This window comes from Streptomyces sp. NBC_01622 (assembly GCF_045209635.1).
Taxonomy (GTDB): domain Bacteria; phylum Actinomycetota; class Actinomycetes; order Streptomycetales; family Streptomycetaceae; genus Streptomyces.
Genome location: NZ_CP109293.1, coordinates 3,156,699 through 3,170,300, shown reverse-complemented (window position 1 = coordinate 3,170,300; position 13,602 = coordinate 3,156,699). Strand labels below are relative to the sequence as shown.

The following is a 13,602-nucleotide window of genomic DNA, read 5'->3' as shown; positions in this document are numbered from 1 at the left end:
CGGGCCACCGGCCAGAGGGGCCGGGCAGGTGGCCGTTCAGAAAAGGAAGTAACGCTGTGCCAGGGGGACTTCGGTGACGTAGGAGCGTGGCACGGTTGCCCCGTTGAGTTCGGTGCGGGCGTCACTCGTCGTCGCACCGCCGATGGTGACCTCGAAACTGTTGTGGTCGACTTCGAGGCTGTCGGGAACTGTGTCGTTCAATTTCATGTCGGCCTTCGTGACGTGCCGGGTGCTTGTGATGTCCACGAAGCCCTTGTCGAGACCGAGACCCGGATTACTGCTGGTGCCGTCTCCATTCAAGTTGCCGGCTACGCCCGGAGCCACGAAGATCACCGAGTTGCGTCCAGGGGAGCGGCCGGTGGAGCCCCAGACCGGGCGCGGCAGGTAGGGCTGCGGCGTGGTGATCGACGCGTTGGCGTCGCCGACCTGCGCGTACGCGAGCTGGCCGCCCTTAAGGAGCATGTGCGGTTTGACGCCGAAGAACTTCGGCTCCCACAGCACCAGGTCGGCGAGCTTCCCGGTCTCCACGGAGCCGGCGTGGCGGTCGATGCCGTGGGTGATCGCCGGGTTGATCGTGTACTTGGCGACGTACCGGCGGGCGCGGAAGTTGTCGTTGGGCTGTAGTTGCTGGTCGTTGAAGGAGTGGTCTCTGTCGTCGGTGACCGTGCGGACCTTCGCGGCTTCGAGGTCTTCCTTCAGTGCCCCGTAGCGGCTCTTCATGACGTGGGCGGTCTGCCAGGTACGCATGACCATCTCCCCGATGCGGCCCATCGCCTGGGCGTCGGAGGACATCATCGAGATGGCGCCCATGTCGTGGAGGAGGTCCTCCGCGGCCATGGTGGACGGCCGGATCCGGGAGTCGGCGAAGGCCATGTCTGCCGGGATCTCCGGGTTGAGGTGATGGCACACGATCATCATGTCGACGTGCTCCTTGACGGTGTTGACCGTCAGGGGACGCGTCGGGTTGGTCGAGGCGGGCAGGACGTTCGGATCCTTGACCAGCTCGATCATGTCGGGCGCGTGACCGCCGCCGGCGCCCTCGACATGGAAGATGTGGATGGAGCGTGCCTTCTTCGCCGTGAACCTCCCCTCTGCGTCCCTGGCGTCGCCGGTGAACGCTGCCCGTGTGCTCTCCAGGAACCCTGACTCGTTCAGTGAGTCGGCGTGCAGGGCAAGCTGGACGCCGCGCTCTTCGCAGATGTCCAGGGCCCGGTCGATCACCGCAGGCGTGGCGCCCCAGTCCTCGTGGACCTTGAAGCCGCAGACGCCGGCGTCCACCTGCGCGTTGAGTTCGTGCTTGTTCATCGTGCTGCCCTTGCCGAGCAGGCCGATGTTGACCGGGAACTCATCCAGCGACTCGAAGAGCCGCCTGATGTGCCATGCGCCCGGTGTCACGGTGGTGGCCGTACTTCCCTCGGCCGGTCCCGTGCCGCCGCCGATCAGCGTGGTCACGCCCGACGCCAGAGCCTCGTGGATCTCCTCGGGGCAGATGAAGTGGACATGGGTGTCCACGCCACCCGCGGTGAGGATCCGCCCGTTGCCGGAGATGACCTCGGTGCTCGGCCCGACCACGAAACTCACCGGCGTCACCGGAACCGGCACCGCGTTGCCCTTGGTCGTACGGTTCGGCATCTCGAACCGGTTGCTCGGAATCGGATCCATCGTCTCGGGGTTGTACGCCTTGCCGAGGGCCGCGATCCTGCCGTCGCGGATGCCGATGTCGGCCTTGACCACGCCCCACCAGTCGAGGATCAGTGCGCCGGTGATGACGGTGTCCACGGGCCTGTGGTCCGTGGCGTCGCCTTTGCTGTTCCTCCCGTCCCTGGCGAGGTGCGACATCCCCATCGACTCGCGGATCACCTTGCCGCCGCCGAAGAGCATCTCGTTGCCGCTGTACGAAGGGCCGCCGCTCCAGTCGGCCTCGATCTCCAACGTGAGGTCGGTGTCGGCTAGCCGGACCCTGTCCCGCGTCGTCGGCCCGTACAGTGCGGTGTAATCCGTCCGCGTCAGCTCGTTGCTCGGCTTCGATCGGCCCTTTTCAGGCTTCGGTGCCTGGAGGCGGCTTCGTTCCTGTGTATTGCTCATCGGACGATCCCTTCGCGCAGTCCCTGGATCCTGGTGAGGTCGCTGGTGTTGCCGCCGTCGGCCGTGACATCACCCTGGATCTGCACGAGTTCCACGCAGCACTCGTCGCCGGGTTCGAAACGCACGGACGTGCCCGCGGCGATGTTGAGCCGCCGGCCCCTCGCCGCGTCGCAGTTCCAGAGACTGCGGTCCTGGGGGACTGTCTGACTGGCGGGGACCTCGACGCCGACGACCTTCAGACCCGGGTTGACCTCGGCGAAGTGATAGTGGGAGCCGACTTGAATGGGACGGTCCGACTCGTTCTTCACCTTGATCTTCGTCTTGCCCGGCCCCGGCAGCGTGGTGGCGTCCGTCTGCAGGCTGACGCCCTGCGTGTCCCCGTCGAGATGCACGTTGAAGTAGATCGCGTCGTACCGGGAGATTGTGTCGTCGTCCTCGTCGGAGCGTACGGACGGGTTGCCGCTGTCGCCGCAGTCGATCGGGGAGCCTGGCTTGCGGGGTGGCTTGGGGTGCTCGACCTTGCCCGGGTAGACCTCGGGTTCCTCCGTGGCCTCGGGGATGGGGTCGTGGATGGTGACCAGTTTGGTGCCGTCGGGGAAGGTCGCCTCCACCTGGACGTTCTTGATCATCTCCGGGACGCCGTCCATCACGTCGTCACGGGTGAGTACCTGTCGGCCCGAGTCCATGATGTCGCTGACCGTCTTACCGTCGCGTGCCGCCTCGAAGACGTGAGCGGTCAGCAGGGCCATCGTTTCGGGGTAGTTCAAACGCAACCCCCGGTCGCGGCGCTTGCCGGCCACGTCGGCCGCGACGTGGATCAGCAAGCGCTCCTGCTCATGCGGAGTCAAGTGCACGATGGCTCGTCTCTGTTGTTCGGATGGTGCGTGCGGCCGGGCATCCCAAAGGTCACGGACGACGCTCCGCGGATAGCAACAGGCGCTCTCCGAGCATCAGCGGAGAGGAACGGCGACGCGGTCAAACGGCGACTGATCTACACCATCTGGTGAATCGGCGAATACCCTGACATCCCGCCGGGCAAGGGGGGCCCGTATCCGAAATCGACGCATGCTGCGAGTTGGTGGCTGCAAGGGACTTCGGCGATGAGTCATCGCCCTCACCGGGTTCCGTACCGACCTGCCCCAGCCACCGAATGACGTCTCGACCGGACGTGCGGCAATTGACGCTTGCGGCGCGATCACTCCGCTCATGGATCTCGCCTGGGATCCGACGTGTACCCGCTCAGCATGAAGAGCCACGGCCACGAGGCCGCCGCCTCTTCTCGTTCGCACGACGGAGAGCAGACCTGCTTCGACCGCTGCTTTCACGAGGGGCGAGGACCACTCCTGAGCGGTGATCTCGGTGCCTTCGACCGCATGCACGTAGCCGAGAGTGGCATGGACACCGACCGCACCAATGCGCAAGGCCAGGTAGTCGTTTACCGTAACGCCCGGTAAATTCCGGCCGGCCAGCCCGCCCCATAGGGTTCGGGTTCGGCTACCCAGGCCCCCAGCGAGCGAGCGAGCTCTGCGCTTGCGGTCCAGTCGCAGTCGACTCTGCGGGCTGTCCGGCTGACGACCGCTTGGTTCCAAGGCCGGCCGATCGACCCGATGCACCGGACGGCGGACAACCGCATGGGCTGTGCCAGGTCCTCGCCTCTGGGCAAGGGGCTCGGCCCGCAGCTGGACCCTTTGGGTCCTGCTCGACTACACCGCCGGCGTTGCCGCCGACACGACCCCGGCACCGCGATCAATGAGCTACGCCAAGCCGGTGTGGTGCTGAGCGGCAAGCCAGTCGTCCTCGCCTGAGAACCACGGCCGCCTTCGCCGCGGGGCCTGCCCGCAACAGGCGCACCGTCCGTATGACGGTCGTGGCGTGGCTGCTGGTAGGCCCGTTGATCAGCATCATCCCGGCGCGGGCGCTGCCGGCCAAGCCGAACAGAGCTGCCTGCATGGCTGGGCACAGCCGGCCCTCTTCGGTGGCAAGGGCGAGCTGGAGGGGAAGGGCGCGGCGCCCGGACGCTTCCGGGGCCGGTGCTGAGCCGTCCCGTGTCCAGGTCGGCCGGGCCATTCGGGAGGACCGCCGTGAACGAGTTGGGGCAGCATGGCCTGTCTGCGCAGAAGAGGGGATGGGCTGTTGGCCATGACGCTCGTTTGACGCTCCGGGCGCCCGCAGACGGTACAGCGGGCCGCAAAATGGGCTCTGACCTGCAACTTTCCGGATCCCGCTGAAGCCGACACCTTTCCTATGACGCATCATGTGGAGTGCGTGGCGATTCTTGAGCCGGTGGGGAAGGGTTCCTGACCTGCGGTTTTGCGTCTGGGGGAGGGTGTACGGGCGGAGACCTCCCGAGCACCCTCCCCCGATCACGACCTGCCTACCCCCTCATCGCGACGTAAGCCCGTTGATCCGCCACAGGCCGTCGTCGGCGGTGTACGCGTCGCCCGACGCCGCCAGGGAGAAGCTGAAGGCGTTGATCCCGAGGAGGTTGGTGACGTGGGACTGGGCCCCGGTGGTGGGGTTCACGCGCTTCACCTCGTCGCCGACCTGGAAGTAGACGAGGCCGTCGCCGCCGACCGAGATCGACGTGGGTTCGTAGCTCTCGCCGGCCAGTACTCGGGTCGTGCCGGTGGTCACGTTCGTCTGGAGGATGCGGCCCTGGCCCATGTCCGCCGTGTAGGCGAGGCCCGCCTTGTCGAAGGCGAGGCCGTAGGAGAAGCCGAGGCCCGTGGCCACCACGCGTGCTGTTCCGCCGTCCGGGACGGCGATGAGTTCGCCGTTGGTGTCGGTGGCGTAGGTGGTGGTGCCGAAGCGGGACACCCCGAAGAGCGCGGGCAGGCCGGCGGCCAGGGTGCGGTGGCTGCCGGTGGCGAGGGTGACCTGCTGAAGCGTGCCGTCGAAGCTGGTGATGTACGCGTTGCCGTCGGCGACGGCCACTCCGCGGAGGTTGCCCAGACCGGTCGTGACCGCGTCGAGTGCTCCGGTGGCCAGGTCCAGCTTGAGCAGGTCGCCGCCCGAGTACGCCAGGTACACCGCGCCTGCGTTGTCGGGGGCGATGGCGACCGGGGAACCGGCCGCCGGTGCGATGCGCAGGCAGTCAGTGGACGGGCACTTGATGTCACCCGTCGCGGCAACTGCCGGAGCGGCGAAGGTCATTGTCGCTCCCGACGCAAGCAACGCGCCGAGCGCCAGCGCCACACCCAGCGCGCGTCCTCGGCTGGTGAGCGAGCGGGTGGGACGGTCGAGCGGGAGTCGTGTCGCGGTCCTAGATCTCATCATCGAGTCCATCCGTTCCTGTCCGTCGACGATCGGTGGGCCCACGGGATCGCCGCGGGCACTGCACCGGACACGTAGCCGGGGTACGGAGAGGTTCACCGAGGGGGGCCGCGGGGCGAAGACCACCGCGCACCTGTCCTTCTGAAGGGTGACCCGGTGCCCTAGTCCTTCCCACCCGAAGGCTTCGGCCAGCTGTCGAGGAGCTGGTCGTCGGTCATGGCGGTCGGGTGCGGTGCCGGTGACGGTTCCAGGCCGAAGCCCACCATCAGGGCCTCCGCGTAGCGGCGCCAGGCGTCCGGGGCCACGTCGTTCGTGCGGTCGGCGACGGCGCCGATCATGTACAGGAAGGCGTACACATCGGCGCTGGCGAAGTCCTCGCGGACCGCGCCCGCCGCCACCGCCCGTGCCACCAGGCCGTCCACGAGACGGCCGAGCTGGTCACGTGTCCGGGCGGTCGTCTCCTTGGTGAAGTCGGCGTTGGCCAGGACGACTTCGAGGGCGCGGTCCTCGGCCCGCATCCGCGCCGCCTCCAGCAGATAGTGCCGTAGCGCCCCGGCCGGGTCCGGCTGCTCCGTGGCCGTGGCCGCGAGGTGCAGGAACACCGTGAACCGCTCGGTGAACAGGGCGTCGACCAGTGCCTGGAGGTCCGGGAAGCGCCGGTACACCGTGCCGACGCCGAGGCCTGCCTCGCGGGCGATCTCGTTGAGGGGGACGGTGGCACCCCGCTCGGCGAACAGGCGGTCGGCCGTCGTCATGATCAGGCGGCGGTTGCGTTCCGCGTCCGCGCGCAGCGGGCGTTGTGTTTCGGGGCTCACGCCGGGACATTCTCCGGCATCCTCGCCCCGACGGGCCGGCGCACGTGCCCGACCAGGAGGGAGACGCCGGTGACGACGCTCCACAGCAGCCACGAGTAGACACCGCCCCGCTCGAAGATCCCGGCCGTGCTCGTGGAGGCGCCCACGAACGCCTCGCTCAGCAGCCCCAGGGCGCCGACCCCGATGCAGAACACGCGGTAGGCGCGCGGCAGTTGGAGGCTCCGCAGGGAGCCCGCGAGGATCGCGATGGTGTTCGCGCACAGGATGGCGACCGACGCGCCCCCGACGTGCAGCGCCAGGCTGTAGGCCGGGCCGTCCGGCGAGCCGTGGAACAGGCCGACGAGGACGAAGCCCACCGCGTGCGCGGCGGCGAGGGCGACGACGACGCGGCGCGCGCGGCCGGTGAGCAGGGTGGCCGCGAGCAGGACCACGCCGGTCGCGAACAGGATTCCCTGGACGATGAACGATGTGTTCATCAGCGTGTGGTCCGGCGAGCAGATGGTGCGGCCCTGGTAGTGCGTGCCGCAGTCGGGGACGCCCAGGTCGCTGATGTAGTTCGTGGCGTAGCTGTACGGCGGTGAGGTCCAGGCCGCCGCGGCGACCGCCTCGGAGACCACCCACTGCACCGCGTTCAGCAGCAGGACGGCCGCTGCCAGTGGCAGCCGGTCCTTGCGTGGCATGAGAACTCCTCTCGACAGGTCCTGCTCACCAGCCTACATTAAGTGGATAGAATTATCCGGTTAGCGCCGACGGTCACGTGACGAGCGTCACAAAGCGAGGTTCGAACTTCGAGGGCCGCCGCGCATCTAGTCGGCGTCCACTCCATTCCACCGAGGAACAATCAATGTTGGCTTATCTGCCCGGATTCGCCCCCTGGATCGTCGCCGGCGTCCTCTCGTCCTTCGACTGGCGCTGGGGCGCGCTCGGCGGTCTCGTCACGGGACTGCTGATGATGCTGAACGACCGTCGCCGCGGGGTCGGCTTCGACGCCCTGGTCCTGGAGATCAGCACCCTCGCCTACTTCGTGGTGATCGGCGCCGTCTCCGTCGCGAAGCCGGACTCCTCCCTGTCTGGCCAGACCGACGTCATCTCCTTCGTCTGGCTGGGCGGCACCGCCTGGGGCAGCCTGCTGCTCCGCAGCCCCTTCACGCTGGGGATCGCCAAGCGCCAGACCCCCCGCGAGTACTGGGACATGCCGGAGTTCGTCCAGGTCAACAACCTCATCACCAGCGCCTGGGGAGCCGGCTTCACCTTCATCGCGGTCAGCCTGGCCATCTCCAACGCGGTGGACGCCCCGGCCTGGGTGGGCATCACCGCCCATGTCGTCGGCCTGGTCGCCCCCGCCGTCTTCACGAAGGTCTATCCCGCTCGCGTCCAGGCCAGGTTCATGGCCCTGGCGCAGGCCCAACCGCCGGTGCGGGCCGTCCCGTAGACCGGCCGGACGGCCAACCACCGTCCCCGTCCGGTGACTTCACGACTTCACGACCTCTCGGCACCAAGTACTCACCCCCACTAAGGAGTTGGCGCATCGTGAGCACCACACAGGAAGCCGCCAAAGCGCGGAACATCGTCCTCGTGCACGGCGGATTCGTCGACGGATCCGGCTGGCGGGGCGTCTACGACGCACTCCGCGCCGACGGCTACCGCGTGAGCGTCGTCCAGAACCCCACGCTGTCCCTCGAAGGCGACGTCGCCGTGACCAAACGGGTCCTCGACGCCCAGGACGGCCCGACGGTACTCGTCGGACACTCCTACGGCGGCGCCGTGATCTCCGAGGCCGGGAACCACGAGAACGTGTCGGCGCTCGTCTACGTCGCGGCCTTCGCGCCCGACAAGGGCGAGTCCGTGAACACCCTCATCGCCGACCCGCCGCCCGGCGCTCCCGTGCCGCCGATCCTGCCGCCCGTCGACGGGTTCCTCTTCCTCGACCGGGAGAAGTTCGCCCCGTCCTTCGCCGGTGACCTGCCCGCCGCCGACGCCGAGTTCCTCGCCGACTCCCAAGTGCCGTGGGGACTGGACGCGTTGGGCGGTGCGGTCACCCAGCCCGCGTGGCGTACCAGGCCGAGCTTCTACCTGGTCGCCACCGACGACCGCATGATCCCGCCGCCCGCCCAGCGCGCCATGGCCGAGCGGGCCGGTGCCACGGTCGCCGAGACCGGCGGCAGCCACGCCGTATACGTGTCCAAGCCCGCCGAGGTCGCCGCGTTCATCGGGAAGGCGGCCACCGGCACCACCGCGTAAGGCCTCTCCGCAGGCAGTCGTGGCGGCCGCGGTGCTCAGCGCGGCCGTCGCAACCGCGGCGGCGGACGCCCGGCGGGTGTCCGCCGCCGCGGCCAACTCCCGCCCGAACCAAGGCGGTTCGGGTGCACGGCTCGACAAGGAAAGCCCCATGACCGACGAGACAACCGTTCCGCTGTATCTCCGGGGCCGCTTCGCCCCGGTCCCCGAGGAGCACACCGCCGCGCGGCTCACCGTGCGCGGCACCCTGCCGCCCGAGCTGGACGGCCGCTATCTGCGCAACGGCCCCAACCCGCTGCCCGGCGAGGACAAGGGCCACTGGTTCACCGGCCCCGGCATGCTGCACGGCATCCGGCTGCGCGACGGCCGCGCCGAGTGGTACCGCAACAGGTGGGTCCGCACACGGGAGTTGGAGGGCCACCCGTTCGTCCGCGAGGACTTCAGCATCGACCTGGCCGCGACACCGGCCAACACTCACGTGATCCGGCACGCCGACACCGTGCTCGCGCTGTGCGAGGTCGGCCTGCCCTACTGGGTCACACCGGAGCTGGACACCATCGGACCGTACGACTTCGGCGGGAAGCTCACCACCGCGATGACCGCGCACCCCAAGGAGGACCCGGTCACCGGTGAACTCCACCTGTTCGGGACCGGTTTCGCGCCGCCCTACCTCACCTACCACCGGGTCACCCCGGAGGGTGAGCTGCTCGACAGCCGGCCGATCGATGTCCCGGGCCCGACGATGATGCACGACTTCGCCATCACCGAGCACCACATCGTCTGGATGGACCTGCCCGTGGTCTTCGACGCCGGCCTGGCCGGGCGCGGCGGCATGCCCTACCGGTGGGCCGAGGCGTACGGCGCCCGGATCGGGATCATGTCGCGCGAGCCAGGCGTCACCGAGGTGCGCTGGTTCGACGTCGACCCCTGCTACGTCTTCCACGTGGGCAACGCCTACGAGGACGCGCAGGGGCGTGTGGTGCTGGACGCGGTGCGCTACGACGACGCCGGGTTCCGGAAGGTCTGGGGCGACATCGGCGGGCCCACCGGCCAGCGCGTCCCCGGCGTCCCGAACGGGCAGGTCGGGGTGCGGGAACCGGGGCACACCCAGGCGCCCTCCGTGCTGTACCGGTGGATCCTGGACCCGGCGGCCGGCCGGGTCTTCGAGTCCCAACTCGACGACCGCGAGGCCGAGTTCCCCACCCACAACGAGACCCTCACCGGACGCCCGAACCGCTACCTCTACACGGTCAACGGCGACGGCATCGCCAAGCACGACCTCGCGCGCCAGACCGATGACGTCCACAAGACGCCCGGCAGCCGCTACTCCGGCGAGGCCGTCTTCGTCCCGGCGGCCGACGGCACCGCCGAGGACGAGGGCTGGCTCCTGTCGCTCCTCTCGGACGACGACGGCGCGGCGGGCGAACTCCTCGTCCTCGACGCCGCGGACCTCTCCGTGCAGGCGGTCGTGGAACTGCCGTACCCGGTCCCGTCCGGCTTCCACGGCAGCTGGCTGCCCGAGCCCGGCACCCGGTCCGAAGACTGAGAACGCCCTTGCCGAGGAGCCGCTCCGGCGTATCTTCCTCGGCAAGGGCCCCTCGACCCGATGCACGAGGTCCCTGGCAGCACACCGTTCGCGATGCGTCGTCATGGAGGCTTCGGATTCATGGTGCCCCTCAACCTCCCCACGGACGAGGAACTCACCCGCAGGGCCCAGGCGGGCGACTCCGGCGCCCTGGGGCTTCTGCTGACACGCCATCAGGCGCCCATGCGGGCCGTGGCGTTGAGCCTGCTGGGCTACGGCCCCGACGCCGAGGACGCCGTACAGGATGCCGCCCTAACGGCGCTGCGGCGCATCGGTGACGTACGGGAGCCCGCGGCCGTGGGGGCGTGGCTGCGGGCGATCGTACGGAACTCCGCCCGGATGCGGCTCAGGGCCAACCGGGAGTTGCCCGGTCTCGACGGGCTGGAGCAGTTGCGGTCGCGTGACGACGGGCCGTCGCACCCCGAGCGGCTGATCGAGCAGCACGCGATGCGGGACTGGATCTGGGACGCGGTGGAGGAACTGCCGCAGCAGCAGCGGCTGGTGCTGATGCTGCGGCACTTCAGCGGGATCACCTCGTACCAGGAGATCGCCGAGGCCTGCGAGGTGCCGGTCGGCACCGTGCGCAGCCGGCTCAACCAGGCCAGGGCGAAGATGGCCAAGGTGCTGCTGTCCACCCGGACGCAGGGCCACGAGGACGCCGCCGCGATCACCGAGGACAGCCGGCAGGAGGCCGAGGTCACGCTGGACGGCGCCATGCGCGGTCAACTGCCGGGCGAGATCCTGGAGTTGTGGCCGGCGGAGACCGAACTGGTCGGCGTCCTCAACAAGGAGGGCGGCCGTGTCCATCCCTTCCCGGCCATGCGGGAGACCAGGACCAAGGGCGTGACCCAGCACCTGCGCCATGTCGTGGCCAGCCGCGACATCGCCATCTGGGAGATGGAGGCCGTCAACCCCGCCGGCATCTCGAACCCCTGCCCGCCCAGCCTCGCCTGGCTGATGTTCCGGCGCGACGGGCGGGTGCAGAAGCTCCGGGTGGTCTTCCCGGGGACCCCGTCAGGCGGAGCGCAGCAGCCCTCGTAGCGCCGCCGTGTCGATGACCTGGGACCGGGACGGGAACACCTTCTCGACCAGCACCCGGTGGGTCTCGGCGTCGGGGTCGGCGACGCCGTCGGACAGGACGAGGACGCGGTAGTCGCGGTCGGCGGCGTCCATGACGGTGGACAGGACGACACCGCTGGTGCTGATCCCGGCGAGCACCAGGGTGTCGATGCCCCGCTCGTCCAACTGCTGGTGGAGATCGGTGGTGGAGCCGGAGCCGTAGCGGATCTTGCGGACGACGACGTCGCCGTCCTCGGGGGTGAGGCGCTCGTCGATCTGGGTCGAGGCGTCCTCGTGGTGCAGCATCTTGGCCCCGGCGACCGCGCTGAAGGACGGGTTGTGCTCGGGGACGGCCGCCCAGTCGTCCTCGGTGAAGGCGACGCGGACGTAACCGATGGTGCCGCCGGCCGCGCGGACGTCGGCGATGGAGTCCCTGACCCGCTCGACGAGGGCGTCGGAGTCGGGTACGGCGGGGACGATCCCGTTCTGGAAGTCCATGACCAGCAGGGCGGTGCGCTCGGGGTCGATCGTGGGGAGGGGGGTGGTGCTCACGAGGGGTTCTCCTTGGTGGGGTTATTCATAGGGGGTCGGTCGGTCAGGTGGTCGTGCCGCGGCCCATCAGGCGCCGGTCCAGGACGGTCAGCAGGAGGACCACGACGCCCGCCCCGACCAGGACGAGGCCGAGGATGTGCAGGCCGTGGTCGCTCGCGCCGTCGCGGAAGACGATCCCGCCGATCACGGCGGACGTGATGGTGCCGAGGTAGCCGAAGGTGCGGAACAGCCCGGAGGCGGTGCCGATCTGGTCGGGCGGCGCGGCGAGGTACAGGGCGGTCTGGTTGCCCACGGTCGTGGCGGCCGAGGTGACGCCGAAGATAAGGGACACCAGCACGAGCGCGATGGCCGGGCTGTCCGAGGTGAGCAGCATGATCCCGGCCGAGCCGATCAGCATGGTCACCGCCGAGACGATCAGCGGGCCGCGCACCAGATTGCGGCGGGCCAGCGGGCGCGAGAGCAGCGCGGAGACGGCGCCCATCGGCAGCAGCAGAAGTCCCGCCGTCACCGTGGACAGCCCGTGCGCGGCCTCCATCCACTGCGTCATGCCGTACATCACCGAGTAGGTGCCGAGCAGGGTGAGCCCCTGGCGCAGATAGGTGCGGGTGAGGGCGCCGTTGGCGGCGAGGCCGCGGAAGTCGAAGAACGGCGCGGTCCTGCGCAGCTCCCATCGGACGGTGGGTACGGTGGCCAGCGCGAAGACGGCGAGGGCGGGCCAGTCGAGCCGGGGGAGGCCCATCAGGAAGATGACCAGCGCGCTCATCGTCACGGCGAAGCCGAGGATGCCGGGCAGGTCGATCCGGTCGGCGACCCTGTGGAACCGCCGGTCCGCGCGGTCGAGCACCGGGTCCTTGGGCAGCCAGCGCACCGCCATCACCATCGCCATCGCGGTGACCGGGATGTTGATCAGGAACGCCCAGCGCCAGCCGCCCGCGCCGACCAGCAGCCCGCCGATCGGCGGACCGACGGCGGCGGTGGCCATGCCCGCGATCGCGATACCGCCGAGCACCCCGCCCGGCGGCGCGTCGAGACCGGCGTCCTGGGCGCGGCGCCGGATCAGCACCATCGCGCAGGGGAACGCGGCCGACGTGCCGACGCCGACCAGGACACGCGCGACGGTCAGCGTCGCCAGGTTCTGGCCGAGACCGCCGACGACACCGCCGAGCAGCACCAGGACGATCCCGGCCAGGAAGATCCGGCGCGCCCCGAGCACCTCCGCCAGCTTGCCGGCGGTGGGCTGCGCTATGGCGCTGGCCAGATACAGCGAGGAGACCAGCACGGCGGTGCTGCCGACCGGGACATGCAGCTCGGTGGCGATCGGCACCAGTGCGGTCGCGATGATGGAACTGTTGACCGGGTTCAGGCTCGCGCCCACGTAGAGCGGGGTCGTGAAGGTCCAGGCGAACGGCTTGCGCGCGAGATCGCGTGCCGCGGCGACGGCTTTGGCGGCGTCGGCCCTCATATGCGGCCGTCGTCCAGCTCGGCCCCGGCCAGGCGCTCCAGCAGCTCGATGGCCTTGTCCAGGTCCTTGCGCTCCTCCGGGGCGAGGAGCCGGTCGATGGCCCGGGCCAGGAAGGAGGCACGGCCCGCGAGCAGCTTGTCGACCAGTTCGGTCGCGGACGGGTCGGCGCTCATCAGCTTCTTGCGGCCGTCCTGCGCGTCCGGCTCGCTGCGGACCAGCCCGGCGGCCTTGAGCACCGCCAGGCTCTGCGCGATGGACTGGGCGCTGACGCGCTCCAGCGTCGCGAGTCGCGCCGCGGTGACCGGTCCCTCCCGCACGACACTCGCCAGCACGCCGAGCTGCGTGAGGGTCAGTCCGGTCGTGTGCTGACCCGATTCCACGCGCAGCCGTGCGCGCAGCCGGGTCATCGCGTCGTTGAGCCGCTGCGCGGTCGCGACGGACTGCCGCGGTGCGGGGTTCGTGTTCATGGTCCCAAGGTAAAACTGCACAAGTAACTTTGCCAAGTTACTTGTGCAGTTTTCCCTGTCGGCTGG

At 69.5% G+C, this 13,602-nt stretch carries 12 protein-coding genes and 1 pseudogene; 4 read left to right on the top strand and 9 right to left on the bottom strand.

Going from position 1 to position 13,602, the window contains the following annotated elements:
• Nucleotides 1–36 precede the first annotated feature (36 nt).
• From OH768_RS14100 to OH768_RS14075, 6 genes and pseudogenes are all read right to left on the bottom strand, one after another.
• Nucleotides 37–2,085, bottom strand: a complete 2,049-nt coding sequence (locus OH768_RS14100) for an urease subunit alpha (RefSeq protein WP_406453571.1) — start codon at nt 2,083–2,085, stop codon at nt 37–39.
• Nucleotides 2,082–2,477, bottom strand: a complete 396-nt coding sequence (locus OH768_RS14095) for an urease subunit beta (protein ID WP_406465261.1) — start codon at nt 2,475–2,477, stop codon at nt 2,082–2,084. The genes OH768_RS14100 and OH768_RS14095 overlap by 4 nt, the downstream gene beginning before the upstream one ends.
• A gap of 165 nt (nt 2,478–2,642) precedes the next feature.
• Nucleotides 2,643–2,939, bottom strand: a pseudogene (locus OH768_RS14090) (urease subunit gamma); the annotation flags it as partial.
• A 1,528-nt stretch (nt 2,940–4,467) separates the two neighbouring features.
• Nucleotides 4,468–5,358, bottom strand: coding sequence for a hypothetical protein (locus OH768_RS14085; protein WP_406453569.1), 891 nt, complete (start codon nt 5,356–5,358; stop codon nt 4,468–4,470).
• A 161-nt stretch (nt 5,359–5,519) separates the two neighbouring features.
• On the bottom strand, nt 5,520–6,173 hold the full coding sequence (locus tag OH768_RS14080) for a TetR/AcrR family transcriptional regulator (protein ID WP_406453567.1): 654 nt from the start codon (nt 6,171–6,173) through the stop codon (nt 5,520–5,522).
• A complete protein-coding gene (locus OH768_RS14075) occupies nt 6,170–6,853 on the bottom strand; it encodes a DUF998 domain-containing protein (protein WP_406453565.1) in 684 nt (227 codons plus the stop codon). Before OH768_RS14075 ends, OH768_RS14080 begins: the two co-directional genes overlap by 4 nt.
• Before the next feature lie 164 nt (nt 6,854–7,017).
• Here OH768_RS14075 and OH768_RS14070 point away from each other — a divergent pair, with 164 nt between their 5' ends.
• The 4 genes from OH768_RS14070 to OH768_RS14055 all read left to right on the top strand — a co-directional run bounded on the left by OH768_RS14070 (nt 7,018) and on the right by OH768_RS14055 (nt 11,037).
• Complete coding sequence (locus tag OH768_RS14070) at nt 7,018–7,605, top strand: hypothetical protein (RefSeq protein WP_406453563.1); 588 nt, start codon at nt 7,018–7,020, stop codon at nt 7,603–7,605.
• A 98-nt stretch (nt 7,606–7,703) separates the two neighbouring features.
• A complete protein-coding gene (locus OH768_RS14065) occupies nt 7,704–8,414 on the top strand; it encodes an alpha/beta fold hydrolase (RefSeq protein WP_406453561.1) in 711 nt (236 codons plus the stop codon).
• A gap of 148 nt (nt 8,415–8,562) precedes the next feature.
• Complete coding sequence (locus OH768_RS14060) at nt 8,563–9,957, top strand: carotenoid oxygenase family protein (RefSeq protein ID WP_406453559.1); 1,395 nt, start codon at nt 8,563–8,565, stop codon at nt 9,955–9,957.
• 120 nt (nt 9,958–10,077) lie between these two features.
• Nucleotides 10,078–11,037, top strand: a complete 960-nt coding sequence (locus OH768_RS14055; RefSeq protein ID WP_406453557.1) for an RNA polymerase sigma factor — start codon at nt 10,078–10,080, stop codon at nt 11,035–11,037.
• Here OH768_RS14055 and OH768_RS14050 read toward each other — a convergent pair.
• Genes OH768_RS14050 through OH768_RS14040 form a run of 3 tightly spaced genes read right to left on the bottom strand, consistent with a single transcriptional unit; the run spans nt 11,011 to nt 13,536 of the window.
• Complete coding sequence (locus OH768_RS14050; protein WP_406453555.1) at nt 11,011–11,607, bottom strand: cysteine hydrolase family protein; 597 nt, start codon at nt 11,605–11,607, stop codon at nt 11,011–11,013. The genes OH768_RS14055 and OH768_RS14050 overlap by 27 nt on opposite strands.
• 43 nt (nt 11,608–11,650) lie before the next feature.
• The gene (locus OH768_RS14045; protein WP_406453553.1) at nt 11,651–13,069 is read right to left on the bottom strand and encodes an MFS transporter; all 1,419 of its coding nucleotides are present in this window, start codon (nt 13,067–13,069) and stop codon (nt 11,651–11,653) included.
• Nucleotides 13,066–13,536: a MarR family winged helix-turn-helix transcriptional regulator gene (locus OH768_RS14040; RefSeq protein ID WP_406453551.1), complete on the bottom strand. Its 471-nt coding sequence runs from the start codon at nt 13,534–13,536 to the stop codon at nt 13,066–13,068. The genes OH768_RS14045 and OH768_RS14040 overlap by 4 nt, the downstream gene beginning before the upstream one ends.
• Nucleotides 13,537–13,602 lie beyond the last annotated feature (66 nt).